Here is a 25,673-nt window from a genome sequence, read left to right as displayed (position 1 = left end):
ATCCGAAGCGAGAGTGTCAAACCTATTTACAAGAAAGTCATAGACCCGAACGGAGAGATTTTGCCCTTCAGTGGGAATCATTCAGTGGGCATCGTTCGGGTAGCTGACGCCCAGTTGCCCGCGCACTCCGTCAAAGAGCCGCATCGTTTTGATGGAATCCTCCAGCGGCATGACGGGGCTCTCGGTCAGACCCTGTTGGATGCAGCGGGTCACCTCGCGCAGTTCGTAGGTGTAGCCGATGCCGACGACGTCGAACGCCTCCTTGCGCAGCCCTTCCCGTCCGACGCCGATCACCAACTCCCGCGGATTGTTGATGGAACCGACACTCTGGAGGTAGCCCAGACTGCCGGCCACGGTGGCAGTCCGCGGACCGTACGCCAGGAGCGAGGACGTCAGCTGGGCCTGGGCACCATGGTTGTAGCCGAGCGTCAGCGCATTCTGGGCGTCCACGCCGTCGTCATTAATGAAGCCGGTGGCACTGACGGTCTGCGGGAACCCCAGCGTTCCTACTGCCCACAGCAAGGGGTAGACCGAGATGTCCAGGAGGGCGCCGCCACCGGCCTGCCTGGCCCACAGCCTGGACGTCGGGGAATACGGCGCGGGAAAACCAAGGTCAGCGGTCACCCAATGCACGTCCCCGAGCTCCCCGGACGCGGCAATCTCGAACGCCCGCTGCATGCCCGGGAGGAAGCGGGACCACACTGCCTCCATGAGGAAGAGCTTCCGCTCCCGGGCAAGCGCGACGAGCTCGCTCGCTTCCCTGCCGTTGATGGTGAACGCCTTTTCGCACAGGACGTGCTTGCCCGCATTGAGCGCAGCGAGCACAAACTGGTGGTGCTGGGCGTGCGGCGTGGCGACGTAGACAACGTCCACCGAGTCATCGGCGAGCAGCCGCTGGTAGCCGGGCACGCCGTCGTCGTCCCCGTACGCCTTGGCGAAACCGTAGTCCGCCGCGAAACTCTCCGCAGTGCCCTGTGAGCGGGAACTGACGGCATAGAGCTCGGCGTCTGGGAGCAGTGCCAGGTCCTGCGATACTGACCGCGCGATCCCGCCGGTGGCTATGACGCCCCACCGCAGGCGTCTTCCAGTGGCAGACCGGGGATCCGGATCGGACTGGCTGGACAGCCACGGTGTGGCAATGGGCGCACTCATAGTGCCCATCCTCTCATTCAGACCAGTCCGGGCGTCAGACCAAGGCGCGCGCCGGTTCTTCCGTCAGCCTGCCCTGCTGGAGCCTGAAGCGGCGGTCCGTCTTGTTGGCCAACGCCTTGTCGTGCGTGACCACAAGGATGGTGGTGTTGTGGTCACGCCTGAGCGAGCTGAGCAGTTCGATGATGTGGTCACCGGTCTGCTCGTCCAGGTTGCCGGTGGGCTCGTCAGCGAGGATCAGCTTGGGTTCGTTGGCCAGCGCCCGGGCAATCGCCACGCGCTGCTGCTCGCCGCCGGACAGCCGGTTGATGCGGCGCACCTGCTTCTCCGGGTCCAGCTGCACCTGCTCCAGAAGGTCCGTTGCCCTCTGCCGACGCTCTGTCCTGCGCACGCCCGCGAACTCCATGGGCAGGATGACGTTGTCCATCGCCGAAAGATTCGGGATCAGGTTGAACTGCTGGAAAACGAACCCGATATCCCGGCGCCGGTACTCGGTCAGCTTGCCGTCCGGCATCCCGGCCAGGCTCACGCCGTTGACGACGACGTCTCCGCTGGTCGGTTTGTCCAACGCACCCAGGAGGGACAAGAGTGTGCTCTTGCCGCTGCCGCTCTTGCCGACGATGGACGCCAGCGTGCCCTGCTCCAGAACAAAACTGACGTCGTTGACCGGCTTGATGGTGCGGTCGCCGGAGTTGAAAGTGCGGACCAGGTTCTTGACTTCAATCATGGCTATTCTCCTCGCAGGACTTCGATGGGACGGATGCGTGCCGTGAGCAGTGCAGGGACCAGCGCGCCGATGATAGCCACGCCGAACACCGCTGCGATGCCGGCGGCGATGACCCCGGGGGAGGCGCTGGCGGTGACCGATGTCAGCAGTTGGGAAGCGCCGCCAAGGGGTCCTCCCTGGCCGCCTGGGAAGCCAGCCCCGCCGCCCGGCATTCCGGCGCCGCCTGCAGCGCCGGCCATGGCGGCCCCGCGACCGGTGGTGGTGGCCGCCGTCGTGGTGGTGTTGGTGCTGATCAGCGCGGAAGCGATGCCGCCGCTGGCAAACGAGGCGACGGCGGCGCCCACCGCGCTGCCCATGGCCACGAGGACCAGCGCCTCCAGCACGAACTGCAGGCCGATGGTGCGGTTGGGTGCTCCGATCGCCTTCAGGACACCGATTTCCCGGCGGCGTTCGCGGACCAGCATGACCATGATCAGCAGGATGATCAGCCCGGCGGTGCCCAAGGCTGCTACGAAGGCGATGAACGAGATGTTCTTGACGCTGCCGAGCGAGCTGACGGCGGACTCCAAGTTCTGGCCCTGCGTGACGTCGGCCTTGTCGGTGCCGAGGGCGGACTCAAGCGCGGCCTTGGCGGTTTCGAGATTTTCCATGCTGTCCACGGTGACGATCATCGATGACAGCTCACCGGGCAGTTCCGCGATGGTCTGGGCCGTGGGGAGGGTCAGGTACAGGGCGTTGTTGCCGAACGTGGTGCCTGAATCGAAGAGGCCAGCCACAGAGAACGTCTCGTCGTTGATGGTGAAGGTGGAACCGATGGCCAGGTTGTTCTTCTCGGCCAGAGTGGTTCCCAGGAGGGCATTGGCGGACTCAGCCGTGTAGTCGCCCAGGCCAGTGCCTTCGGTGATGGCAAGGGCCTTGCCGGTGGTGTCCACTTCGCCGCCGATTCCGGTTGCAGTGATCGGGAGGGAGCGAACCGGCTGCGCGGTGGTGGTTCCGGTGGTGCCGTTTGCGGCCTGGTTCCGTCCACCTAGGGTGCCAGCGTCGATGGCTGCGGTAAGGCTCGTGGTCAACGTGGTGGCGTTCTGTCCGGCGGGACCGCCCTGGCCGCCGCCGGGGCCGGCTTGGGTGCCGGCCGCCGTCTGCACTGCCGCTTCGGCGGCGTTCCGCAGCCGGAGTGAGCTGGTGCCGACGACGGAGGTTACGTTGGAGACGGCCGCTGCGGTGGCGGCCTGCTCGGCAGTCAGCGGTTCGCCGCCGCCTTCGAAGCCCTGGCCGCCGGCCGGGTTGACGGTCAGGACGGTCCCGACGGATGCGTTCAGCTCCTGGACTTTGGCTCCGACGGCCTGATTGGCCACCAGCATGGCCAGTGCAAGTCCGATCGCGACGGCCAGGACTGCCACCACAGCAGCTGTTCGGACCTTGTTTCTGAAGGCATTGCCAACACTCCGGGCAAGGACGCTCACTGTACTCCTAGGATCTGGGGCCGGCGGAAGGCCGGCATCTGCTCCTACCCTCGCGTCGGGGGCTGTGCGGGAAGACGGCCGAAGCTGTGTTTGGGCTGTGAAACGCAGAGGGCAGTGAGAGAGCGTTGGTGAAAAGCGTGCATTAAGTGCGAGAGCGTTGGGACGCGGAATGCCCCGGCTCCCTGTGGGGAGCCGGGGCATTCCGTGTAAACCGGTGGTGACCGGCGGACCGCGTTAGTTAGACCGCGTTACTTGGTCAGCGGGCCCAGTACCGGATCGTCCGCGTAGGCCGTCTTAACGTTGGCGGCGGTCACGATGACCGGCGGCAGCAGGAAGGCGGGTACGGTCTTCACCGTGTTGTTGTAGGACTTGTCGTCGTTGATCTCAGGCGTCTTGCCTGCCTGGAGATCCTTGACCATCACGATCGCGTGCTCAACGAGCTTGCGGGTGTCCTTGTTGATGGTGGAGTACTGCTCGCCGGCAAGGATGGACTTGACCGACTGTTCCTCGGAGTCCTGGCCGGTGATGACCGGAAGCGGCTTGCCGGCCGCCTTGACGGAGGTGATGACTGCACGGGCGAGGGTGTCGTTCGGTGACAGGACACCGTCCAGCGACGCCGTGCCGTAGGAGCCGGTCAGGAGGGTATCCATCCGGCGCTGGGCGTTCTCAGCCTTCCAGTCCTGGGTGACGGCCTTTTCGAACGTCGTCTGGCCGGAGACCACCTTCAGCGTGCCGTCGTCGATCTTGGGCTTGAGGACCTTCATGGCGCCGTCGAAGAAGACCTTCGCGTTGGCATCGTCCGGTGAACCTGCCAGCAGTTCGATGTTGTACGGGCCGGAGGGCTTCTTGGCCTTCATGCCGTCCAGGAGGGCCTGGCCCTGGAGCTCGCCCACCTTGAAGTTATCGTAAGCCACGTAGTAGTCCACGTTTGCGGTGTTCAGCAGGAGGCGGTCGTAGGCGATGATGGTGGCTCCTGCGTCCTTGGCCTGCTGGAGCTGGGTCCCCAGCTGGGAGCCGTCGAGGGCACCCACAATGATCACCTTGGCACCCTTGGCGATCATGGCGCTGATCTGGTTCTGCTGCTCAGCCACGCCGTTGTTGGCGAACTGGACAGTCGGCTTGAAACCGGCGCTGCTAAGTCCGTCGTTGAACAGCTTCTCTGCCAGAACCCAGTTTTCGCTGGTCTTCTTGGGAAGCGCGACGCCGATGGCGGAGTCCTGTGCGAAGCCGCTGGCTCCACCGGTAGTGCCGCTGGAGGTGCCGGGTTCGGCCCGTCCGCAGGCCGTCAGCGCCAGTGCCGCGATCGCAGCTATTGCTGCTGCCTTTCCTGCTTTACCAATCATTCGCATTTCTTGATCCACTTTCTTTTTTGGGGTGTTGGTTCCGGAACCTGAATCGCTCAGGCTTCCCTGGAAATGACTTCTTTGGTGGAGGTGGTTTCATCCGGCTGCAGCGGTGTGCCTGGCCCGCCGGACGGACGGTTGAAGTTCTTCATCATCAGCCCGATGATCGATGCCCGGCCCTGCGACTTGTTGTAGACGTCGATGGCCACGGCCACCAGCAGCACCAGGCCCTTGATCATGGACTGCCAGTCGGCACCGACGCTGAGGAGCTGCAAGCCGTTGTTCAACACAGCCATGACCAGGCCTCCAACGACGGATCCGATGACGGTACCCACGCCGCCAGTCACGGCAGCGCCGCCGATGAAGACAGCAGCGATGGCGTCCAGCTCCCAGCCGGTACCGTCCGACGGTCCTGCGGAGGTTGAGCGGGCCACGAAGATCATTCCAGCGAGTCCGGCGATGATGGACATGTTCATCATGACCAGGAAGTTGATCTTTTTTGATTTCACACCGGACAGCTCGGCTGCGTGGCGGTTTCCGCCCACTGCGTAGACGTGGCGCCCGACCACCGTCTTGGAAGAGACGAAGCCGTAGATCAGAACCATCACGGCGAGGATCAGGCCGGGGACCGGGAAAGACGTGCCAGGGCGGCCGGTGGCAAAGAGGTAGGTGGCGTAGAGAATGGCCGCGCAGATCAGGACAAGCCTAAGGACACTGACCCACGTTTCCGAGACCTCAGCGCCGAGCGCCTTGGCGGTGCGCCGCCGTCGGACTTCGCTGTAGATCACGAACGCAACGCCGGCAAGACCCAGGAGCAACGTGAGGTTGTTGTACCCGGTGGCAGGCCCGACTTCGGGGAGGTACCCGGCACCGATGTACTGGAACTCCCGCGGAACAGGAATCGAGTTAGACTGGCCAACAAACTGCTGGGCCCCGCGGAAGATCAGCATGCCGGCGAGGGTCACGATGAACGCCGGAATGCCGACGTAAGCCGTCCACATACCCTGCCATGCACCGATCAGTGCGCCCAGGCCCAGGCCGAGCAGGATCGCCAGGAACCAGGGGAGGTCCCAGTCCCGCATGGCGATGGCCACCACCATGCCCACGAACGCCGCCACGGAGCCCACCGACAGGTCAATGTGTCCGGCGATGATGACCAGCACCATGCCGATGGCGAGGATGAGGATGTAGGAGTTGCCGTTGAAGAGGTTGATGACATTGCCCGGAGTGAGCGTGATGCCGCCTGTGAGCCACTGGAAGAGAACTATCAGAGCCACCAAGGCAAAGATCATGCCGAACTGGCGGGTGTCGCCACCGAAGAGTTTCTTGAGCGCGTTCATTGTTTTTTCAGTCCTTGTATCTGGAAGGTTCTGGAAGGCTGCAGTGGATCAGGCGGCTTTTCGGGCGGAGGTCATCAGCTTCATCAGGCTTTCCTGGCTGGCTTCCTCCTTATCGAGAACCCCAGTGATGGCGCCCTCGAAGATCGTGTAGATGCGGTCCGAGAGCCCCAGCAGTTCGGGGAGCTCGGAAGAAATCACAATGACTCCCTTTCCTTGGTTGGCGAGCTGCTGGATGATGCCGTAAATCTCGTACTTGGCTCCGACGTCGATGCCGCGGGTGGGTTCGTCCAGGATCAGCAGTTCAGGATCGGTGAACATCCACTTGGCCAGGACCACCTTCTGCTGGTTGCCGCCGGAGAGCTTGGCAACCCCTTCCTCAACCGACGGGGCCTTGGTCCGCAGTGACTTCCGGTACTGTTCGGCGACCGTGAACTCCTTGTTGGTGTCCACCACGCTGCGCTTGCTGATCTTCTCGAGGTTGGCCGAGACCGTGGTGGTCTTGATGTCGTCGAGGAGGTTCAGTCCCAGCGACTTCCGGTCCTCCGTCACGTAGCCGAGGCCGGCGTCGATGGCCTGGTGGACACTCTTGAGTGTCACTTCCTTGCCGTCCACGTAGACATGGCCCGACACGAAGTGGCCGTAGGACCGGCCGAAGACGGAACGGGCCAGTTCGGTCCGGCCGGCGCCCATCAGCCCGGCGAATCCCACAATCTCCCCGCGCCGCACAAAGAAGTTCGAGTTCTTGCAGACCATCCGGTCCTGGATCTGCGGGTGGGCCACGGTCCAGTTCTTGACCTCGAAGAACACGTCGCCGATCTTGGGGGTGTGGTCGGGGAAGCGGGACTCCAGGGCCCGTCCCACCATGCCTTTGATGATGCGGTCCTCGTCGACGCCGTCGGCCTTGACGTCGAGCGTTTCGATCGACTTGCCGTCTCGGATGATGGTGATGGAATCGGCGATCTGTTCGATCTCGTTGAGCTTGTGGGAAATGATGATCGAGGTGATGCCCTTGCCCTTGAGGCCCAGCATCAGGTCCAGGAGGTGCTGGGAATCGGATTCGTTCAGCGCAGCGGTTGGCTCGTCCAGAATGAGGATCTTGACCGACTTGTTCAGCGCCTTGGCGATCTCCACCAGCTGCTGTTTGCCGACGCCGATCTCCTTGATGGGGGTGTCCGGGTTTTCCCTGAGCCCCACGCGGGCCAGAAGTTCGGTGGAACGGAGGCGCGCCTCCGCCCAGTTGATCACGCCGCGCTTGGTGGGTTCGTTGCCCAGGAAGATGTTCTCCATTATGGAGAGCTCCGGGATCAGGGCCAGCTCCTGGTGGATGATCACGATGCCGGCCGCCTCACTGGCCCGGATGTCTTTGAACTGCTGGACTTCGTTCTGGTACACGATGTCGCCGTCGTAGCTGCCGTACGGGTAGACGCCCGAAAGCACCTTCATCAGCGTGGATTTGCCGGCGCCGTTTTCGCCGCAGATAGCGTGAATCTCGCCGGCTTTGACCCGGAGGCTCACTTCCGACAATGCCTTGACACCGGGAAATTCCTTGGTGATGGAACGCATCTCCAGGATGACCGGGTCAGTGTGCGTGGTCTGGGACGTCATTTGCCCTTACGCCTCCAATGCATGACTTCTTTGTCCGCCCCGCAAAGCGCAGGGACGTCTGATGAAAAAGTAAACTGGATCACACCCATTGTCGTCAAGTCTTTAACGCAATTGCCGGATAACAAAACGGCTACGTTCGCCGGATCCCGGCGTGTTGGAACACCAACGCGGCAGCCCCCAAGGCCTCTGCGCTATCTCCGAGGGAAGACATCGTCAGCTTGGTGGTCTCGCCGATCACCGGCACTGCATGCCTGATGAGCCCCCGCCTGATGGGATCGAGCAGCAGGTTGCCCAGCCCCGCGAGGGGACCGCCCACTACGATCACTTCAGGGTTGATCAGATTGGCCACATTGCCCAGGGCGCGTCCCACTGCCAGGCCTGCATCATCCACCACCCTTAGTGTTGCGGAGTCGCGGGCGAGGGCTTTCCGCACGATGTCTGCCGGCGTCAGGGGCGGGTCTTCGCCGCGGCCCAGCAGCTCCATCATGGTGGTAGTGGAGGCGATGGTCTCCAGACAGCCACGGTTACCGCAGCGGCACACCAGCCCGTGCTCGTGGATCGTTGCATGGCCGATTTCGCCCGTAATGCCAACGGTGCCGTAGTACGGCGCGCCGTTGAGGATCAGGCCCGCGCCGATGCCCGATCCGATCTTGAGGAACATCAGGTTGCTCACGCCCGAATGCGGCCCCCACGTGACCTCGGACCAAGCGCCAAGATTGGCGTCGTTGTCAACGAATACGGGGATATTGAGCTTTTCCTCCAGATGCTGGAGGATGTTGATGCCCACCCATTCGGGGAGGATAGCGCCCTGCGCTACGGTGCCGGTCCGGCGGTCGATGGGGCCGGGAATTCCGACGCCGGCGCCCACCACCAGGGTCCGGTCCACGCCGCTTTGCTGCAGCAGTTTGTCCAGTAGTCCTACGGCTGCCCGGATGCCTTCCTCGGCCTGGTGGCCGAGCGGCAGCAGGACGGATTCCTCGGCGATCACGTGGTAGCTCAGGGATGCCAGGACCACGCGGAGATGCCGCCGGCCGAAATCGATTCCCACTGCCACCGCGCCGTTGCTGTTGAGTCTTACGTTGAGTGCTCGGCGTCCGGAACTGGTGATCGGTTCGGTTGACGCCAGGCCGGCGTCCTGCAAGATTTTGACGATGTTGGACACCGTGGCGGTGGAGAGGCCGGTCTGGCGCGCAAGCTCGGCCTGGGTGGACGGGCCGCTCATGAGGGTCTCGATGATCCGTTGCTGGTTCAGTTGCCGGAGGGCTGACTGGGATCCCGGATTCTTTGGCTTGCTCCTCGTCGAGCGCGGTGTGGCGGACATGAAAAGAAGACTGCCCTACTTTGACTGTTGTAGTCAAGAAGTTAACGCAAGGAGTCTGCCGGATGAGACAAAAAAGATAGGACGATCCGTCCCTCCTGTGGCTTCGGCCGGTGCAATTGGCCCCGGATGTCGTTCAGGGCCGGTGGCTAGGCTGGAAAAAGCGGACGCATCCTTCCTGTGGCCGTCCCGATCATGTGAGGTGGAAACGGTGCTGCTGGCCCTGATGCAGGCAAACGCCCGCGTACTCGACGTCGATGCAAACTGCGCTGAGCTGGATGCGGCTGCCCGGGCGGCCGCCGCGGCAGGCGCAGCAGTCCTGCTTACGCCCGAACTGTTTGCCGTGGGCTACGCCCCGCTCCAGCTCCGCGCTGAGCTGGACCCCACCGGGCTTCCCGCCATCAGGGAGACGCTGGCAGGCATCGCGCGCCGCCACGGAATCGGACTGGTCTACAGCCTGCCGTCAGTCACGGAAAGGGGCAGCTGGCACATCACCTCCACGCTCGTGGACAGCGCGGGGGTTGAGCTTCTCACCTACGCAAAAGTGCACCTCTTTGGCGATGACGAACGCGCGGCGTTCAGCCCCGCGGAAGCAGCTCCCGCCGTCGTCGATTTCAACGGCTTCCGGACGTCAATGGTGATCTGCTACGACGTGGAATTTCCGGAAACGGTCAGGGCCGCCGCGCTGGGCGGAGCCGAGCTGCTGCTGGTACCCACCGCACTGGCGCACGGTTTCGAGACGGTTCCCCAGGTCCTGCTCCGGGCCCGCGCGCTGGAAAGCCAGCTGACCATCGCCTATGCCAACCACTCGGGAACCGAGGACGGCTGCGAATTCCTCGGCGGCAGTGTCATTGCCGGACCGGATGGTTCGCTGCTGGCCACGGCGGGACCGGGAGCCGAACTCCTGTTCGCCGAGGTGGATCCGGACGCCGCCCGAAATGCCCGTGACGTGGTGCCCTATCTCCGGGAACGCCGCCCGGAGCTCTACCGGTCCTGGGGCATCTGAACCATCCGGTCCTCCAGAGCATCCACGTACTGCAGGGCAATCCACAGCTCCGCCCGCACCTGGGCGGAACCTAGGTCCATGGCCAGCAGCTCGCCCAGTGCATTGATCTGGCGCCGCACGCTGTTCCGGTGCATCCCCAGGACTTTGGCAGTGGCATCCCAGTTGCCGTTTTCGCCCAGCCACGACTTCAGGACACCGAGCTGGGAGCTGATTCGGTCAGGCTCCTGCGCCAGGACCGGTTCCAGCAGCCGGGCGGCAAGCATGGTGCCGGCGCCGCGTCCCAACAGCCCCGCGACCGACCACGTGACGTCATCCACACGCACGCTTTCCCCGCTTGCCTGGACGCGGGACCGCAGAGACGCCGCGCGCTGGTAGGCGGCAGGAAGGCCGGCCATTTCGGTGGGATCGCCCACCACCAGGCGCCAGCCCAGCTCCTCCACCTCATGCAGCAGTGCGTCGTCCACCTTGAACCGGGTGACGGCCGCAAACCCGTAGTCCGTCAGTTCCACCATCTTCGTGTCGAACAGCCTGCGCCACTGCAGCAGTTCCCGGACAGGGCCATCCGCCGACGCCGGCGCCGCGGCGTCCGCGCGGACACCCTGGACCACCCGCAGGGCGCCGGACCGGGTTCCGGACACGCTCTGCGCCAAGAGGTCCCTGAGGACGTTCAGCTGCCGGGTTGAACCGGCGGCCAGGCTCTCCGGATGCAGCAGCAGCGCCGTTGCCAGCTGGCTGGGGGCGAGCGAGCCGCTGGTGCGCTGGCGCACCAGCAGTTCCAGCAGCCCCACCACCGAGGACACCACACTGTTCTGCGCCGGGGTCAGCGCCCTGTCCGTACCCAGGATCAGTGCCCCGAGGGTGGCGTCCTTGGTGCTTCGGAGGGGGTGGCCGAACACCAGGGCCGACCCGCTCGTGGGCAGTGAGTCCGTCTCCACGCGCGGGCCGTTGCCTGCGAGCAGCCGCTTCAGCACGGGCTGCAGGGCGGAAGGCTCGACGGCGGCCGCAGGGCCGGTTCCGCCGGTCCCGGCTGCTGCGGCCCGGGCCCGCACCCGGCCGTCCGCCCCGAAAAGCTGGGCCCACACCGGGACCCGCTGCGCCAGGGCGGAGAGGAGCTCGTGCTCGGGCCTGGCCGACAGCACCGCCCGCATCAGCTGCCGGTTGGTGTCTGCCAGCTGACGGAAGACCCGGGCGTTGCCGGATTCCAGGAGCTGGGAGAACTCCAGGCCGATGGCGGCGAAGGGGACGCTGCTGGGGATCTGCACCAGGGTGAGCTGATGCGTTCGGCACGCTAACAGCACATGGTCCGGGACGGCGTCGAAGTAGGGCTCCAGGCCAAACCCCAAGGCGGCGACGCCTGCGCCGACAAGCCGCCGGACGTACGCTTCCGCCCTTTTCTTCGTTCCGCCGTCGTCCAGGAACGGCAGTCCCGCCGTCAGCACGAACTCCCCGTCCAGCAGGTACGGCGTGGGATCCTCCAGTTCGCTGGGCTCCACCCAGCGCAAAGGCGCGCCGGCGTTGCCGGCGTCGTGCAGGACGGTGAGGTCCGGGGGGAGGGCTGCCAGGAAGTGGCCGAGGGTCACCGCATCCAGGTGTTCCGCAGCATCAGGCTGCACGGAGGGTCCCCGGGCAGGAGAGTTCAGTGCTGCGCATCAGTGGTGCATTACGTCTCATGCTTGAACACTATAGGTCACTTTGCACATGCCTGAGATGCGGCTCACACCCCTACGCTGGGTGGGGGGAAACCGACAACTACTCACGAACGGACGTCAACGATGACTGTGCCAACACTCTCCGGACCGGCCACGGGCCGTGCAGCCGGCCGTCCCGGGCTGGGCGCGCAACTGCTGCGCCGGAAACCAATCGGACAGATGGTCAGGGAAGCGGAAAGCGGCCATGGCGGACCGAAACTGGTCCGCAGCTTCGGGGTCCTCCAGCTGACCATGATCAGTGTCGGTGCCACCCTGGGAACAGGCATCCTGGTCATCCTCGGAGAATCCGTTCCGCTGGCCGGGCCCGCGATCTGGATCTCGTTCGCCATCGCCGGATTCGCCGCGCTGCTCTCCGCCGTGTCCTATGCGGAAATGGCCGGCATGGTCCCCGTTGCCGGTTCCAGTTATTCCTACACCTACGCCACCATGGGTGAAGGCATGGCCTGGATCTGCGGCTGGTGTCTGGTCCTGGAGTACGCCGTCTCGGTCGCGGCCGTTGCCGTCGGGGCGGGCCAGTACGTAAACGAGACCCTGGCCGTTTTCGGGCAGGTCCTGCCCGACGCCGTCTCCCAGCCCCCGGGCGACGGCGGCCTGGTCAACGTCCCCGCCATGGTCATCGTGGTGCTGGCAACCATCCTCCTGGTCCGCGGGGCCAAGGAAAGCGCCTGGATCAACACGTCCATCGTTGTGGTCAAGGTGGGCATTCTCCTCTTCTTCTGCGCTGTGGCCTTCACCGCCTTCAATGCGGGCAACTTCGAACCGCTCCTGCCCATGGGCGCCGCCGGAGTCTCCGCGGCCGCGTCCCGGGTGTTCTTTTCCTATATCGGCTTCGACGCCGCCTCCACCGCAGGCGAGGAAGCCCGCAACCCCAAGCGCGACCTTCCCCGGGCCATCATGCTCTCGATGGTCATCGTCACCACCATCTACGTCCTGGTGGCCGTCGCAGCCATCGGCGCCCGCCCGTGGGGCTGGTTCGACGGCACCGAAGCCGCCCTGGTGAAGATCCTGGAGGAAACCACCGGCCAGCCCTGGATCGCCCTCGTCTTCGCCGTCGGCGCAGTCCTCGCCATCGCCAGCATCGTGCTCACTGTCCTCTACGGCCAGACCCGCATCCTGCTCGCCATGTCCCGCGACGGCCTCATCCCCAAGATCTTCGGCCGCGTCTCCCGCCGGACCGGCACCCCTGCGGCCGGCACGCTCCTGGTGGGCATCGCCGTCGCCCTCACCGCAGGGCTGGTCCCGCTCGGTGCGCTGGCCGACGCCACCAGCATCGGCACCCTGTTCGCCTTCGCCCTCGTCAATGTGGCCGTGATCTACCTGCGCCGCACCAGGCCCGAGCTGAAACGCACGTTCCGCGTGCCGCTCTTCCCCCTGACCCCGATCCTCGGTGCGCTGATGTGCGCCTTCCTCATGGCCAACCTCGGTGCCGATACCTGGGTGACCTTCGGAGTCTGGATGCTGGTGGGCCTGGCCGCCTACTTCGGCTACGGACGCCGGAACTCCAGGGTAGCGGCGCTGAGCCACGAGGAATACCGTGAGCTGAGCAGGCAGGAATCTTCAACGCTGTCCACCCCCGAACAATCGAAGGCAGAGCTTTCATGACCGTCGCCACCGAACTCCCGGCTTCTGACCCGTCCAGCACCCAGGCTGGTCCCATCACCATGCTGAACCCCGATTTTCCGTTCAGCTACGACCACTACCTCGCCCATCCGGCAGGGCTCGGCGCGGTTCCGCCGGAGCTGTACGGCACCGAGGTGGCAGTTGTAGGGGCGGGCCTTTCGGGCCTCGTCACGGCCTACGAACTGATGAAGCTGGGCCTGCGCCCTGTCATTTATGAAGCGGACCAGATCGGCGGCCGCTTGCGGACGGCCGGTTTCCCGTCCGCTCCCGGCGTGGTGGCCGATCTGGGCGGCATGCGGTTCCCCGTGTCGGGCAGGGCTTTCTACCACTACGTGGACCTGCTGGAGCTGGACACCCAGGATTTCCCCAACCCCCTGGCACCCGTCACGTCCAGCACCGTGATCGAACTGGCCGGCCAGAAGTACTACGCCGAGACCGCCCAGGACCTGCCGCCGTTCTTCCGCGAGGTGGCCGATGCCTGGAAGGCCGCGGTGAACGACGGAGCGAAGTTCGTCGAAATGCAGGAGGCCATCCGGGCCCGGGATACGGGCCGGATCAAGGAGCTCTGGAACGAGCTGCTGCCGCTCATGGACGAGCAGACCTTCTATGGGTTCATCGCCGGGAGCGAGTCATTCAAGGAAGCCGGCTTTGCGCACCGTGAGGCCTTTGGCCAGGTGGGCTTCGGCACCGGCGGCTGGGACACCGACTTCCCCAACTCCATCCTGGAAATCCTCCGCGTGGTCTACACCGACGCCGATGACCAGCACCGGCTCATCAGCGGCGGAGCCCAACGGCTGCCCGAGGCACTGTGGCAGCACGCGCCGTCGGGCATGGCCCACTGGCCGGACGGAACGTCCCTGGCGTCGCTCCACTCCGGCACGCCCCGCGGGGCTGTGGGCAGGATCCGCCGCGATCCCGATGGCGACCTCCGGATCAGGGAGCGCTGGGGCCGTGAGGCCAGCTACCCTGCGGTGGTGACCACGTGCCAGTCCTGGCTGCTGTCCACTCGCATCCACACCGAGGAGGCGCTGTTCCCGGCCGAACTGTGGACTGCGATCGAGCGCTCGCACTACATGCAGTCGTCCAAGACGTTTGTCATGGTGGACCGTCCGTTCTGGAAGGACGTCGATCCGGACACCGGCCGCGAGGTGCTGTCCATGACCCTGACGGACCGGCTGAACAGGGCCACCTACCTCCTGGATGACGGCCCGGACAAGCCCGCCGTGATCCTGCTGTCCTACACGTGGAACGATGACGCGCTCAAATGGCTGGCGCTGGACGCCGACGAACGCGTTGAGCTGATGCTGCACTCGCTCGAGCAGATTTACCCGGGCGTGGACATCGCCAGCCACATCGTGGGCCAGCCCATCACCGTTTCCTGGGAAGCGGACCCCAACTTCATGGGTGCCTTCAAAGCGAACCTGCCGGGGCATTACCGCTACCAGCAGCGCCTCTTTACGCACTTCAAGCAGGACAAACTGCCCGAAGCCCAGCGCGGGATCTTCCTTGCCGGTGATGATGTGTCCTTCACGGCGGGCTGGGCCGAAGGCGCCGTAACCACCGGCTTGAACGCGGTGTGGGGTGTGGTGAACCACCTGGGCGGGACGTCGGCGCCGGGCAACCCCGGTCCGGGCGAACTCCTGGACGCTATCGGGCCCATCGCCTTGGACTGAGGGTAAGGAGCCTGGGGCCACGCCCGCAGGGTTCCCTGGCCGAGCTTGCGAGGTTAGGGGCGGGTGGGGACTAGCCGTGCAGCTCCCGGTGCGCCCGGGCCAGTTCCACGTAGCGGGCGGCATTCTGCTTCACGCCGTCGAACTCCTCGTCGGTGAGTTCCCGCCGTACCTTGGCGGGGACGCCGGCCACGAGTGACCGGGGCGGCACTACCGTGCCTTCCAGGACCACGGCACCTGCCGCCACGAGCGAGCCGGTGCCGATCACGGCGCCGTTGAGCACAGTGGCGCCCATGCCGATCAGGCAGTCGTCTTCCACCGTGCAGCCGTGGACGACGGCGGCGTGCCCCACACTGACCCCGGCCCCGACCGTGCAGGGGAAGCCCGGATCTGCATGGAGCACCACGTTGTCCTGCAGGTTGCTGCCGGCGCCGACGCCGATGGCCGCCGTGTCCGCCCGGACCGACACCCCATAGAAGGCGCTCGAATCCTCAGCGAGCGTGGCCTTGCCGATGATCGACGCCGTCGGGGCAACGAAGGCGGATGCGTGGACGGCCGGGGTGTCGCCGGCGAAAGTGTAAAGAGGAGCCATGGGCCAAGCCTAGGACATCCGCCCACCCCAACTGAGTAGCGCTATCTGTCGTTATGAGCCCTCATAACGACAGATAGCGCTACTCAGTTGGGAGAGGCGGGGGTGCGGAGGATCAGGAACTGGTAGTGCTGCGTCCAGTTCCCCGCGCCCGGACCGGATTCCTCACCGGTGCCTTCCGGCCAGGTGACAAAGTCCTCGATGACACCATGCCGGCCAAAGACCTGCCGCACCGTCGCGTCGCTGCGCCGGCTGAAGAACCGGCGGGGTTCGACGTCGTCCTCGGGGTTCAGGACCTCTTCATCCTCACCGGACCAGAGGCCGACGGCGATGGGAGCCCCGGGTGCCGTGACTCGCACCAGTTCGCCCAGGACGCTATCGATATCAGTGGCAGGGACGTGCAGCAGCGTGCTCATGGTCCAGAGGGCCGGAAAGGTTCCGTCCGGGAAGGGCAGTTGCCGGGCGCTGGCCACGGAGACGTCCAGGCCCTTCGCCCGGGACCTGCGGACGTGCTCCTCGGAGAGGTCAACGCCGGTGTAATGGATGCCGGCCCGGACGAACTGCAGGCCATCGAGCCCCATGCCGGAGCCGATCTCCAGGACGTTGTGGCGGCTCTCGGCCTTGAGCAACGCGATGAACCGCTCACGCTGTTCGACCCGCTGGGGCGCGAGCGGATGTTCCGTGCCGGACGCCGCGCGGCGGTTATAGAACTCGGCGAGGCGCTGCTCGCTGCCGGGTTCCTCCACTGCATTCTCAACTGCGTCCATGGCCCACGACCTTAAATAAGAGACCGCTTAGTTAAAGACCACAGTCCGGTTGCCGTCCAGAAGCACACGGTGTTCGGCATGCCATTGGACGGCCTGCGTCAAAGTGCGGCCTTCCACGTCCCGGCCCATCTGCACGAACTGCTCCGGAGTGCGGGCGTGGTCCACGCGGATGACTTCCTGCTCGATGATGGGCCCCTCGTCCAGCGCGGCCGTGACGTAGTGGGCAGTGGCGCCGATCAGCTTCACGCCGCGGGCATGAGCCTGGTGGTAGGGCTTGGCGCCCTTGAAGGACGGCAGGAACGAGTGGTGGATATTGATGGCCTTGCCGGTGAGCTCCGCGCACAGGTCGTCCGAAATGATCTGCATGTAGCGGGCCAGAACGGTCAGTTCAATATCGTGCTCGGCCATGAGGCCGCGCAGCTTGTCCTCTGCCTGGGCCTTGGTGTCCGGGGTGACCGGGATGTGGTGGAACGGGACGCCGTAGAACTCGGCCAGCCCGGCAAGGTCACGGTGGTTGGAGACGATGGCCGGGATCTCGATGGGCAGGGTGCCGGAGCGCTGCTGGAACAGGATGTCGTTGAGGCAGTGCGCGGACGTGCTGGCCATCAGGAGCGTGCGCACCTTCTGGCCCACGGGGTTGAGGCTCCACTGCATGCCAAAGGAGTGGACCACCGGCTCAAGGGCGGCCTGGACCTCGGCCCGGGAGGCCGTCGTCGTCGCTTCCACCCGCATAAAGAAGTTGCCGGTTGCGGGGCTGCCATACTGCTGCGAGTCCAAAATATTACAGCCCGCCACCAGGAGCGCTCCGGCCACGGCGTGGACAATTCCGGGGCGGTCCGGGCAGGACAATGTCAATACGTAGGCTCGGTTCAGCTGCTCTTCAGTCACGACTACAAGCCTACCCGCGCGGCACGCCCGCGTTTGGTAGTCTGGTGGGGTCGCAACTGGCGTTGGGTGGCTAACCACCAGGGAGCGGCAATCACGAAGACCACGGATCGTACGCCTGGGCCGAGGGTCATGTTTTACCGGAGCTGCAACCTTTGAGGACGCGGCTCACTTTCACGCCCTGTCATCAAGGGGCGGTGATGTGCGCCAGCCGGTAGCCTGACCTTAGCAGTGCCCGTATCCCTAGCCAGGAGTTTTTCGTGACTACTACCGCCACCACAACAGCCGCCGTCAGCAATCAGTCGCTGGCCGAGCTTGACCCCGAAATCGCAGCAGTCCTCAACCAGGAACTTGGCCGCCAGCGCGGCACCCTGGAAATGATCGCCTCCGAAAACTTTGCCCCGCGCGCCGTCATGGAAGCCCAGGGCTCGGTCCTGACCAACAAGTACGCCGAGGGTTACCCGGGCCGCCGTTACTACGGCGGCTGTGAATATGTGGATATCGCCGAGCAGCTGGCCATCGACCGCGTTAAGGCACTGTTCGGTGCCGAGTACGCCAACGTCCAGCCGCACTCCGGTGCCCAGGCCAACGCCGCAGCACTGTCCGCCATGATCACTCCCGGTGACAAGATCCTGGGCCTGTCCCTGGCCCACGGCGGCCACCTGACCCACGGCATGAAGCTCAACTTCTCCGGCAAGCTCTACAACGTGGCTGCCTACCAGGTGGAGCCGGACAACTTCCGCGTTGACATGGACAAGCTGCGTGAGCAGGCCATCGCCGAGAAGCCCCAGGTCATCATCGCCGGCTGGTCCGCCTACCCGCGCCACCTGGACTTCGCGGCCTTCCGCTCCATCGCTGATGAAGTGGGCGCGCTGCTCTGGACCGACATGGCACACTTCGCCGGACTGGTGGCTGCGGGGCTGCACCCGAGCCCGGTTCCGTACTCCGACGTCGTCACCTCCACCGTGCACAAGACCCTCGCCGGCCCTCGCTCCGGCGTGATCCTGGCCAAGAAGGAGTGGGCCAAGAAGATCAACTCCAACGTCTTCCCGGGCCAGCAGGGCGGCCCGCTCATGCACGTCATCGCGGCCAAGGCCGTGGCCTTCAAGATCGCCGGCACCGAGGAATTCAAGGAGCGCCAGGAGCGTGTCCTCGAAGGCGCCAAGATCATCGCTGACCGCCTCAACCAGGCCGACGTCGCCAACGCCGGCGTCTCCGTCCTGACCGGAGGCACCGACGTGCACCTGGTCCTGGTGGACCTGCGCAACTCCCAGCTCGACGGCCAGCAGGCCGAAGACCTCCTGCACTCCGTGGGCATCACCGTGAACCGCAACGCGGTTCCGTTCGACCCCCGCCCGCCGATGGTCACGTCCGGCCTGCGCATCGGAACCCCGGCCCTGGCCACCCGCGGCTTCGGTGCTGCCGAGTTCACCGAGGTGGCGGAGATCATCGCCACTGCACTGAAGGCCGGCGCCGCCACGGACGTCGAGGCACTGCAGTCCCGCGTGGACAAGCTCGCCGCCGATTTCCCGCTGTACCCGCAGCACGAGCAGTGGTAATCCATGACCATTGAAACTGGAACTGCACAGATTCTTGACGGCAAGGCTACCGCCGCTGCCATCAAGGCCGAGCTGACCGAACGCGTGGCCGCACTCAAGGCCATGGGCGTCACCCCCGGACTGGGCACCGTTTTGGTGGGCTCCGACCCCGGGAGCACCTGGTACGTGGGCGGCAAGCACAAGGACTGCGCCGAGGTGGGCATCACGTCCATCCGCCGCGACCTCCCCGAGGAAACCACGCAGGACGAACTCCTGGCCGTGGTCCGTGAGCTGAACGGGAACCCGGAATGCACGGGCTACATCGTGCAGCTTCCCTTGCCCAAGCACATCAACCAGGACGTCATCCTGGAGGCCATGGATCCGGACAAGGACGCCGACGGCCTGCACCCAATGAACCTGGGCCGCCTGGTAGCCAACGTCAGCGGACCCATGACCTCGCCACTGCCCTGCACGCCCAAGGGCTGCGTGGAGCTCCTCACCCGGCACGGCATCAGCCTCAAGGGCAAGCGCGTCCTCGTGGTGGGCCGCGGTGTGACCATCGGCCGTCCCGTCGGGCTGCTGCTGACCCGTAAGGACGTCAACGCCACGGTCATCCTGGCGCACACCGGCACAGTGGACCTGGCCGCCGAACTCCGCCAGGCCGACGTCGTGATCGCCGCCGCGGGAGTCCCGCACATGATCAAGGCGGCGGACCTCAAGCCGGGCGCAATAGTGCTCGACGTCGGCGTCAGCCGTGTGGACGACGGCAACGGCAAGGCAGTGGTCACCGGAGACGTGGACCCCGCTGCTGCCGATGTCGCCTCGTGGATCTCCCCGAACCCGGGCGGCGTAGGGCCGATGACCCGCGCCATGCTGCTCGCCAATGTGGTGGAGACCGCGGAGCGCCAGGCGGGAATCGCCTAGTTTCGTTCCTTAACAGCAAAGCCCGACGGCGGTCCGCACCTTCTCAGGAAAGGCGCGGGACCGCCGTCGGCCGTTAAGCGTGCCCAACCCCAAGTAAGTAGCGCTATCTGTCGTTTTGGAGGCTCAAAACGACAGATAGCGCTACTTACTTGGGAGCGTGCAAGTGTTCGCCGGGGGTGGAAGGTGCGTTGGGGCTCTGCTGCGTTTGAGACAATGGACGCATGCGATCTCTGGGTAACACTCAATCTCCGTCCGGCCGGTCCAAGGGCGGCTTCTCCATGCTCCGGATCAGTGGGCCGGGAATGCTGGTTTTTGTCATCGCGTTCCTCGTTGCCGTGATCTTTGCCGCGAACCAGAACGACGTTGTGGGCTGGGTTGTCGCTATCATCGCCGCCTTCTGGCTGGCCCTTGCAGCGTTCGTGGTGTTCAGCATCCAGAAGGCCGCCAAAAAAGCCGGAGCCAAGCTGACGGAAGCCCAGAACGCCTTCAACAGCGCAGCCGGCCGCGCGCCGTCGTCGTCCTCGGCCGACCACGGCGGCACCCGGATGGTGTACGAGCGGACCGAAGCGGACGAAGTCCGCGACCTCAAGCTGGACCACTCCTTCAAGATTGTCCAGGTGCAGATCCAGGTTGTGGAGAAGGAACACGCCAAGGGTGAGGCAGCGGACCAGGATACGATCCGCCGCGCGCTGGAGACCATCGAGATCACCGCCACCAATGCCCGCGACATGATCCGCGCCTCCGGCGGCACCGGGGAACCGGTCAGCGGAACCATCATCGACTAGAGTAGTGCGGGTGATCTCGGCATTGAAGAAGGACCACCTTCGCATCGCATCAGTCAACGTCAACGGCCTCCGGGCTGCCTACAAGAACGGTATGGCGTCATGGCTGGAGCCCCGCGAGGTGGACATTCTCTGCCTCCAGGAAGTCCGGGCGCCTGACGCGATCGTGCGCCAGCTGCTCGGTGATGGCTGGCACATCCTGCACGCCGAAGCCGAGGCCAAAGGCCGTGCCGGCGTCGCCATTGCGTCCCGTGAAGAGCCGCTGGAAACCCGCAACGGCATCGGCGATGACTACTTCGCCACCGCCGGCCGCTGGGTTGAGGCTGACTTCAGGGTGACTGACGGCGAGGGGAACCCCGCGCAGCTGACCGTTGCCAGCGCCTACGTGCACTCCGGTGAGGTGGGAACCCCGAAGCAGGTGGACAAGTACCGATTCCTGGATGTCATGAGCACCCGCCTGCCTGAACTCACCAAGCACAGCGACCACGCACTCGTGGTGGGCGACCTGAACGTGGGGCACACTCAACGGGACATCAGGAACTGGAAGGGCAACGTCAAGAAGGCCGGCTTCCTGCCCGACGAACGTGCCTATTTTGACCGCTTCTTCGGCGAGGACATCGGCTGGAAGGACGTCCACCGGGGCCTGGCGGGCGACGTTGACGGCCCCTACACCTGGTGGTCGCAGCGTGGCCAGGCGTTCGACAACGACACCGGCTGGCGCATCGACTACCACATGGCCACCCCGGCCCTCGCCGCCGCCGCGTTCTCGGCAGTGGTTGACCGGGCGCCCTCGTGGGACACCCGCTTCTCTGACCATGCCCCGCTGGTAGTGGACTACCGGCTCTAAGCCCCGAAGGTTTTTCTCCCCATGACTAGCCCGACTTCCCCGGTGACCAAGAAACGCATCCTCTCCGGCGCCAAGCCCACGGCGGACTCCCTGCACCTGGGCAACTACATTGGCGCTGTCCGCAACTGGGTGGACATGCAGGCCGAATATGATGCCGTCTTCTTCATCCCGGACCTGCACGCCATCACCGTGGACTTTGATCCCGCCGAGCTCGCCAAGCGCACCCGCGTGGTGGCCGCGCAGTACATTGCCGCCGGCATCGACCCGGACAAAAGCATCTTCTTTGTGCAGTCCCACGTCCCCGAGCACGCGCAGCTGGCCTGGGCGCTGAACTGCATCACCGGCTTCGGCGAGGCGTCCCGGATGACACAGTTCAAGGACAAGACCCAGAAGTCGGGCGCGGACGCCGCAACTCTTGGCCTGTTTGCTTACCCCACGCTTATGGCAGCCGACATCCTGCTGTACCAGACGGACCTCGTGCCGGTGGGCGAGGACCAGCGGCAGCACCTGGAACTCACCCGGAACCTGGCCCAGCGCTTCAACACCCGCTACGGCCACACGTTCACCGTGCCGGAGGCCACCATCCTCAAGGCCAGCGCCAAGATCTATGACCTGCAGAACCCCAGCGCCAAGATGTCCAAGACGGGGGAGTCGCCCAACGGTTCCATCCAGCTGCTGGAGGACCCCAAGCTCGCTGCGAAGCGCATCAAGTCCGCGGTCACTGACACCGGATCCGAGGTCCGGTTCGATGCTGAAGCCAAGCCCGGGATCTCCAACCTCCTCACCATCTACTCCACGCTCACCGGAAAGTCCGTGGCTGAGCTGGAGACGGAGTACGAGGGAAAGATGTACGGCCACCTGAAAGTGGACCTTGCGGAGATCATGGTGGACTTCATCACGCCGCTGCGGAACCGCACCAACGAACTGATGGCTGACCCGGCCGAACTGGACCGGCTGCTGGCCCAGGGCGCCGATCGGGCCAGGGAAATCGCCGCAGTGACCCTTGGCCAGGTCTATGAGCGCATGGGCTTCCTGCCGTCCCTCAGCCTCGCAGGCGTCCGCTAGCTCGATGTCGGCCGCCAGCAATGTCAGTGAAGGAATGAGCGTAGGCGTCATTCTGGGCTTCCCCCCTGCCATCGCCGAGGAACTTCAACGGTGGCGCGCCTCCTTCGGGGACCCCATGGCGGGGGTGGTGCCCGCACACATCACGCTGATCACTACCACGCCCACCCAGGACTGGGCAGCCACCCAGGCGCACGTCCGCGACGTGGCGCGGCGGCAGGTCCCGTTTATGGTCACCATCGCCGGGACCGGAACGTTCCGGCCGGTCTCCCCGGTGGTTTACATCAACGTCGAGGACGGGTTCGACTCCTGCGTGGAGCTCCACGAAAAACTCCAGACCGGCCCGCTGCAACGCGAGTTGCCGTTCTCGTACCACCCGCATGTCACGATCGCCCACGATGTTGCGCCCGAAAGCCTGGACGAAGCCGAAACGGTGCTTGAAAGTTACCGGGCGACCTTCCCGGTGGTTAGCATGGGACTTTACGAGCACGATGCCGACGGCATTTGGCAGCTACGGGAAGAGTTGGACTTTGGGACCGAAACTGACGACGGCGGGTCCTTCGCCGCGGACGCCGACGCAAACGGAGCCACCGCTCCCTACTGAACAGGCCCGCCTCAAGCTCGCCGTCATCCAGAAACGGATGGAGTGGGGCAAGGCCAGAAGGTCCGACGGCGGCCCGGTGGCCAGCTCGCTGGCAATGCTCCAGTGGCTGCTGGCCAGGCTTAATGCCTTCCGCCCGATGCGCGCGTGGCAGCACTACAACCTCCAGCATGGCCCGTTGATGAGCGCCGGCATCGGCTTCAACATGTTCTTTTCCATCACCGGCCTGTTGGCCACGGGTTTCTCCGTTGCCGGTCTGGTGCTGCGGGGCCAGCCTGCCCTGCTGGACACCATCATCGGCAGCGTGGCCCAGAGTGCGCCCGGACTGCTGAAGGTGGGCGGGGGAGAAGGGCTGGTTGATCCGAACGACCTCCTGAACCCGGACGGTCTCGGCTGGACCGCCGTGATTGCTGCCGTGGTTACAGTCATCACGTCCCTGGGCTGGATCGCCGGACTCCGTGACGGTCTGCGCGGTGTGGTGCAGTTACCGCCCCTTAAAATCAACCCGATTGTCCTCAAACTGCGCGACGCCGGCACCCTGCTGCTCCTGGGAGTGGCCCTGGTGATCAGCGCCGGAGCGTCCCTGGTGTTTGGCACGGCGGCCGGCTGGGTCACGGACTTCCTGCGGCTGGATCCGACGGTGGCAGGTCCGCTGACCACCGTGATCAAGATCGGTGTGCCGCTGCTGCTCAACTGGGTCACGGCCGTCATCATGTTCCGGCTGGCCGGTGGGCTCAAGCTCTCCCGGCGGGCGCTCTTGGAGGGGACCATCCTTGCCGCGGTGGGCACCACCGTCCTGCAGGTCTTCAGCACTGAACTGCTGGCCGGTGCGGGACGGAACCCCATCCTGGCGCCGTTTGCCATCATCATCGGCCTGCTGATCTGGTTCAACCTGGTCAGCCAGGTCTACCTCGTGTCCGCGGGCTGGTCCACCATCCGCGAAGAGGACATCAGGAGCGAACCCGCAGGCCAGGACAAAGCCCTGTGGGGCTCCCGACAGGTCCAGCCCGGCAAAGTACCCGTGGAGGGCCACAGCGACGGAAAGGGCCCCGGCGCCGGGCACCAGGGCAGCCCGGCAGTTACTTTCCGGCGTCGAGGTACTGGTCGGCCCAGGCAGAAATAATCCTGGCGGCCCGGGCTGCCTGGCCCTTGCCGGTCAGCAGGTGGTCACTGCCTTCGAGCGAGACGAAGTTCCGCGGATGGCGCGCCGTCTGGAAGATGGTGCTGGCGTTCTCGATGCCCACAGTGTTGTCCGTAGGGGAGTGGAGCACCATCAGCGGCTTATGCAGCTGCCGGATGCAGTCCGTGAGGTCCGCTTTCTCCAGGTCCTCCACAAAGTGCTTCCGGATCTCCACGCGTTTCCCGCCGAGGTCCACTTCCGCGCTGCCCTCGCTGAGGATCTTGTCCAGTGCCGCGTCAAAGACGTGGGCCACGTGCTTGGGTGAGAAAGGGGCCGCAACTGTTGCGACGGCGTCGAGCTCCGGGATCTGGCGGGCGGCCGAAAGCACCGCCGCGCCGCCGAAGGAGTGGCCCACCAGCAGCGAGATAGCCCTCCCCTGGCTGCGCATGAACTCGGCGGCCACCACGGTGTCCGCCACTTTGTGGCTGAAGGAGCCCTCCGACCAATGGCCGGCGGACTCGCCCAGCCCCAGGTTGTCGAAGCGGAGCATCCCGATACCGGTGTCAGCCAGGGCCTTGCACATCCGGGACGCCGCGGGGCTGTCCTTGCCCAGGGTGAAGCCGTGGGAGAACACACCCCAGCCGCGGACCGGCCCCTCCGGGACGTCGATGATGCCGGAAAGGAGCTCGCCGGTGGATCCTTCGAAGCTGACTTTTTCGGAGCGGGACATCGCGTGCTGCTTTCGTTGGTACCGTCAGGTGTTAAACAACGACGGCGCCCATCCCACCTAAGGTGGGTGACGCCGTCGTAAGCAAGAACCTGAATTAGATCTTACGGGAGAGAATTGCCTGCTTGACTTCGGCGATTGCCTGGGTCACCTGGATGCCGCGGGGGCATGCTTCGGAGCAGTTGAAGGTGGTGCGGCAACGCCACACGCCTTCCTTGTCGTTCAGGATTTCCAGGCGCATGTCGCCGGCATCATCACGGGAATCGAAGATGAAGCGGTGGGCGTTGACGATCGCGGCCGGGCCGAAGTACTGGCCATCGGTCCAGAACACCGGGCAGGAGGACGTGCACGCCGCGCAGAGGATGCACTTGGTGGTGTCGTCGAAGCGCTCACGGTCCTCGGCGGACTGCAGGCGTTCTTTGGTGGGCTCGTGGCCCTTGTTGATCAGGAACGGCATGACTTCGCGGAAGGACTGGAAGAACGGCTCCATGTCCACGATCAGGTCCTTCTCCACCGGCAGGCCCTTGATGGGCTCAACGGTGATGGGCTTGGTGGTGTCCAAGTCCTTCAGGAGCGTCTTGCAGGCAAGGCGGTTGCGGCCGTTGATGCGCATGGCATCGGAACCGCAGACACCGTGGGCGCAGGAACGGCGGAACGAAACGCTGCCGTCAATTTCCCACTTGACCTTGTGCAGGGCATCCAGCACGCGGTCGGTGCCGTACATGGTCACCTTGAAGTCGTCCCACGTGGCGTCCTCGGACACCTCAGGGTTGTAACGGCGGACGCGCAGGGTGACGTCGAATGTCGGGATCTCTCCGCCGCCTCCGATGTGTGCGGGCAGTTCGATCTTGGAGGCTGGCTCAGCAAGTTCAGCGGTCATC

23 protein-coding genes and 1 riboswitch are annotated in these 25,673 nt (G+C 65.1%); of the genes, 10 read left to right on the top strand and 13 right to left on the bottom strand.

Features of this window, described 5'->3' with window-relative positions; all coding sequences use genetic code 11:
- Positions 1 to 81 precede the first annotated feature (81 nt).
- The 7 genes from NG696_RS04905 to NG696_RS04875 all read right to left on the bottom strand — a co-directional run bounded on the left by NG696_RS04905 (position 82) and on the right by NG696_RS04875 (position 8,948).
- Entirely contained in the window at positions 82 to 1,152 is a 1,071-nt protein-coding gene (locus NG696_RS04905; protein WP_252566545.1) for a Gfo/Idh/MocA family protein, read from the bottom strand.
- Between the two features lie 34 nt (positions 1,153 to 1,186).
- The gene (locus NG696_RS04900) at positions 1,187 to 1,876 is read right to left on the bottom strand and encodes an ABC transporter ATP-binding protein (RefSeq protein ID WP_252566542.1); all 690 of its coding nucleotides are present in this window, start codon (positions 1,874 to 1,876) and stop codon (positions 1,187 to 1,189) included.
- Positions 1,877 to 1,878: 2 nt separating this feature from the next.
- On the bottom strand, positions 1,879 to 3,339 hold the full coding sequence (locus NG696_RS04895; protein WP_252566539.1) for an ABC transporter permease: 1,461 nt from the start codon (positions 3,337 to 3,339) through the stop codon (positions 1,879 to 1,881).
- 248 nt (positions 3,340 to 3,587) lie between these two features.
- Positions 3,588 to 4,688, bottom strand: a complete 1,101-nt coding sequence (locus NG696_RS04890; RefSeq protein WP_252566536.1) for a substrate-binding domain-containing protein — start codon at positions 4,686 to 4,688, stop codon at positions 3,588 to 3,590.
- A 50-nt stretch (positions 4,689 to 4,738) separates the two neighbouring features.
- Positions 4,739 to 6,022, bottom strand: a complete 1,284-nt coding sequence (gene mmsB, locus NG696_RS04885) for a multiple monosaccharide ABC transporter permease (RefSeq protein WP_252566533.1) — start codon at positions 6,020 to 6,022, stop codon at positions 4,739 to 4,741.
- A 48-nt stretch (positions 6,023 to 6,070) separates the two neighbouring features.
- On the bottom strand, positions 6,071 to 7,627 hold the full coding sequence (mmsA, locus tag NG696_RS04880) for a multiple monosaccharide ABC transporter ATP-binding protein (RefSeq protein ID WP_252566531.1): 1,557 nt from the start codon (positions 7,625 to 7,627) through the stop codon (positions 6,071 to 6,073).
- 130 nt (positions 7,628 to 7,757) lie between these two features.
- Positions 7,758 to 8,948, bottom strand: coding sequence for an ROK family transcriptional regulator (locus NG696_RS04875; RefSeq protein ID WP_252566529.1), 1,191 nt, complete (start codon positions 8,946 to 8,948; stop codon positions 7,758 to 7,760).
- 223 nt (positions 8,949 to 9,171) lie between these two features.
- Here NG696_RS04875 and NG696_RS04870 point away from each other — a divergent pair, with 223 nt between their 5' ends.
- Positions 9,172 to 9,951: a carbon-nitrogen hydrolase family protein gene (locus tag NG696_RS04870; RefSeq protein ID WP_252566718.1), complete on the top strand. Its 780-nt coding sequence runs from the start codon at positions 9,172 to 9,174 to the stop codon at positions 9,949 to 9,951.
- Here the strand turns inward: NG696_RS04870 and NG696_RS04865 are convergent.
- Positions 9,930 to 11,564, bottom strand: coding sequence for a PucR family transcriptional regulator (locus NG696_RS04865; RefSeq protein ID WP_252574436.1), 1,635 nt, complete (start codon positions 11,562 to 11,564; stop codon positions 9,930 to 9,932). The genes NG696_RS04870 and NG696_RS04865 overlap by 22 nt on opposite strands.
- 159 nt (positions 11,565 to 11,723) lie before the next feature.
- Between NG696_RS04865 and NG696_RS04860 the strand changes: the two genes are divergently transcribed.
- Positions 11,724 to 13,262 carry an amino acid permease gene (locus NG696_RS04860; RefSeq protein WP_252574434.1) on the top strand — a complete coding sequence of 513 codons (1,539 nt, stop codon included), beginning with the start codon at positions 11,724 to 11,726 and terminating at the stop codon, positions 13,260 to 13,262.
- Positions 13,259 to 14,953, top strand: coding sequence for a flavin monoamine oxidase family protein (locus NG696_RS04855; RefSeq protein WP_252566524.1), 1,695 nt, complete (start codon positions 13,259 to 13,261; stop codon positions 14,951 to 14,953). Before NG696_RS04860 ends, NG696_RS04855 begins: the two co-directional genes overlap by 4 nt.
- A gap of 70 nt (positions 14,954 to 15,023) precedes the next feature.
- On the opposite strand, the gene NG696_RS04850 is transcribed toward NG696_RS04855, so the two are convergent.
- The 3 genes from NG696_RS04850 to purU form a co-directional block, all read right to left on the bottom strand.
- A complete protein-coding gene (locus NG696_RS04850; protein WP_252566522.1) occupies positions 15,024 to 15,542 on the bottom strand; it encodes a gamma carbonic anhydrase family protein in 519 nt (172 codons plus the stop codon).
- 83 nt (positions 15,543 to 15,625) lie between these two features.
- Positions 15,626 to 16,306 (bottom strand): class I SAM-dependent methyltransferase, encoded by a 681-nt coding sequence (locus tag NG696_RS04845; RefSeq protein WP_252566520.1) that lies wholly within the window; start codon positions 16,304 to 16,306, stop codon positions 15,626 to 15,628.
- Positions 16,307 to 16,333: 27 nt separating this feature from the next.
- Entirely contained in the window at positions 16,334 to 17,194 is an 861-nt protein-coding gene (purU, locus tag NG696_RS04840; protein ID WP_252566518.1) for a formyltetrahydrofolate deformylase, read from the bottom strand.
- Positions 17,195 to 17,236: 42 nt separating this feature from the next.
- A riboswitch (ZMP/ZTP riboswitch) is annotated at positions 17,237 to 17,322 on the top strand.
- Positions 17,323 to 17,451: 129 nt separating this feature from the next.
- Here purU and glyA point away from each other — a divergent pair.
- The 7 genes from glyA (at position 17,452) to NG696_RS04805 (ending at position 24,068) form a co-directional block, all read left to right on the top strand.
- Positions 17,452 to 18,750, top strand: coding sequence for a serine hydroxymethyltransferase (glyA, locus tag NG696_RS04835; RefSeq protein ID WP_252574432.1), 1,299 nt, complete (start codon positions 17,452 to 17,454; stop codon positions 18,748 to 18,750).
- A gap of 9 nt (positions 18,751 to 18,759) precedes the next feature.
- The gene (locus NG696_RS04830) at positions 18,760 to 19,653 is read left to right on the top strand and encodes a bifunctional methylenetetrahydrofolate dehydrogenase/methenyltetrahydrofolate cyclohydrolase (RefSeq protein WP_252566715.1); all 894 of its coding nucleotides are present in this window, start codon (positions 18,760 to 18,762) and stop codon (positions 19,651 to 19,653) included.
- A 221-nt stretch (positions 19,654 to 19,874) separates the two neighbouring features.
- Positions 19,875 to 20,438 carry a hypothetical protein gene (locus NG696_RS04825; protein ID WP_252574430.1) on the top strand — a complete coding sequence of 188 codons (564 nt, stop codon included), beginning with the start codon at positions 19,875 to 19,877 and terminating at the stop codon, positions 20,436 to 20,438.
- A gap of 10 nt (positions 20,439 to 20,448) precedes the next feature.
- Entirely contained in the window at positions 20,449 to 21,282 is an 834-nt protein-coding gene (locus NG696_RS04820; protein ID WP_252574428.1) for an exodeoxyribonuclease III, read from the top strand.
- Positions 21,283 to 21,303: 21 nt separating this feature from the next.
- Entirely contained in the window at positions 21,304 to 22,347 is a 1,044-nt protein-coding gene (gene trpS / locus NG696_RS04815) for a tryptophan--tRNA ligase (RefSeq protein WP_252566506.1), read from the top strand.
- 4 nt (positions 22,348 to 22,351) lie between these two features.
- A complete protein-coding gene (locus tag NG696_RS04810; protein WP_252566503.1) occupies positions 22,352 to 22,948 on the top strand; it encodes a 2'-5' RNA ligase family protein in 597 nt (198 codons plus the stop codon).
- A gap of 37 nt (positions 22,949 to 22,985) precedes the next feature.
- Positions 22,986 to 24,068 (top strand): YihY/virulence factor BrkB family protein, encoded by a 1,083-nt coding sequence (locus NG696_RS04805; protein ID WP_252566712.1) that lies wholly within the window; start codon positions 22,986 to 22,988, stop codon positions 24,066 to 24,068.
- Here NG696_RS04805 and NG696_RS04800 read toward each other — a convergent pair.
- Together NG696_RS04800 and NG696_RS04795 are read right to left on the bottom strand one after the other, a co-directional pair.
- Positions 24,025 to 24,795, bottom strand: a complete 771-nt coding sequence (locus NG696_RS04800) for an alpha/beta hydrolase family protein (protein WP_252566500.1) — start codon at positions 24,793 to 24,795, stop codon at positions 24,025 to 24,027. The two genes, NG696_RS04805 and NG696_RS04800, sit on opposite strands and share 44 nt — an antisense overlap.
- Before the next feature lie 94 nt (positions 24,796 to 24,889).
- Positions 24,890 to 25,672, bottom strand: a complete 783-nt coding sequence (locus NG696_RS04795) for a succinate dehydrogenase iron-sulfur subunit (RefSeq protein WP_058929685.1) — start codon at positions 25,670 to 25,672, stop codon at positions 24,890 to 24,892.
- Between the last annotated feature and the right edge of the window lies 1 nt (position 25,673).

The organism is Pseudarthrobacter cellobiosi (genome assembly GCF_023913755.1).
Taxonomy (GTDB): domain Bacteria; phylum Actinomycetota; class Actinomycetes; order Actinomycetales; family Micrococcaceae; genus Arthrobacter; species Arthrobacter cellobiosi.
The sequence above is the reverse complement of the archived record's forward strand: the minus strand, read 5'-3'. Positions and strand labels throughout refer to the sequence as shown.

What these genes read in the sequence shown, in the direction of transcription:
- NG696_RS04905 (WP_252566545.1), bottom strand. Translation starts at nt 1,152, where the DNA reads ATGAGTGCGCCCATTGCCACACCGTGGCTGTCCAGCCAGTCCGATCCG.
- NG696_RS04900 (WP_252566542.1), bottom strand. Translation starts at nt 1,876, where the DNA reads ATGATTGAAGTCAAGAACCTGGTCCGCACTTTCAACTCCGGCGACCGC.
- NG696_RS04890 (WP_252566536.1), bottom strand. Translation starts at nt 4,688, where the DNA reads ATGCGAATGATTGGTAAAGCAGGAAAGGCAGCAGCAATAGCTGCGATC.
- mmsB (WP_252566533.1), bottom strand. Translation starts at nt 6,022, where the DNA reads ATGAACGCGCTCAAGAAACTCTTCGGTGGCGACACCCGCCAGTTCGGC.
- mmsA (WP_252566531.1), bottom strand. Translation starts at nt 7,627, where the DNA reads ATGACGTCCCAGACCACGCACACTGACCCGGTCATCCTGGAGATGCGT.
- NG696_RS04875 (WP_252566529.1), bottom strand. Translation starts at nt 8,948, where the DNA reads ATGTCCGCCACACCGCGCTCGACGAGGAGCAAGCCAAAGAATCCGGGA.
- NG696_RS04870 (WP_252566718.1), top strand. Translation starts at nt 9,172, where the DNA reads ATGCAGGCAAACGCCCGCGTACTCGACGTCGATGCAAACTGCGCTGAG.
- NG696_RS04860 (WP_252574434.1), top strand. Translation starts at nt 11,724, where the DNA reads ATGACTGTGCCAACACTCTCCGGACCGGCCACGGGCCGTGCAGCCGGC.
- NG696_RS04855 (WP_252566524.1), top strand. Translation starts at nt 13,259, where the DNA reads ATGACCGTCGCCACCGAACTCCCGGCTTCTGACCCGTCCAGCACCCAG.
- NG696_RS04850 (WP_252566522.1), bottom strand. Translation starts at nt 15,542, where the DNA reads ATGGCTCCTCTTTACACTTTCGCCGGCGACACCCCGGCCGTCCACGCA.
- NG696_RS04845 (WP_252566520.1), bottom strand. Translation starts at nt 16,306, where the DNA reads ATGGACGCAGTTGAGAATGCAGTGGAGGAACCCGGCAGCGAGCAGCGC.
- NG696_RS04825 (WP_252574430.1), top strand. Translation starts at nt 19,875, where the DNA reads ATGCGATCTCTGGGTAACACTCAATCTCCGTCCGGCCGGTCCAAGGGC.
- trpS (WP_252566506.1), top strand. Translation starts at nt 21,304, where the DNA reads ATGACTAGCCCGACTTCCCCGGTGACCAAGAAACGCATCCTCTCCGGC.
- NG696_RS04810 (WP_252566503.1), top strand. Translation starts at nt 22,352, where the DNA reads ATGTCGGCCGCCAGCAATGTCAGTGAAGGAATGAGCGTAGGCGTCATT.
- NG696_RS04805 (WP_252566712.1), top strand. Translation starts at nt 22,986, where the DNA reads ATGGAGTGGGGCAAGGCCAGAAGGTCCGACGGCGGCCCGGTGGCCAGC.
- NG696_RS04800 (WP_252566500.1), bottom strand. Translation starts at nt 24,795, where the DNA reads ATGTCCCGCTCCGAAAAAGTCAGCTTCGAAGGATCCACCGGCGAGCTC.
- NG696_RS04795 (WP_058929685.1), bottom strand. Translation starts at nt 25,672, where the DNA reads ATGACCGCTGAACTTGCTGAGCCAGCCTCCAAGATCGAACTGCCCGCA.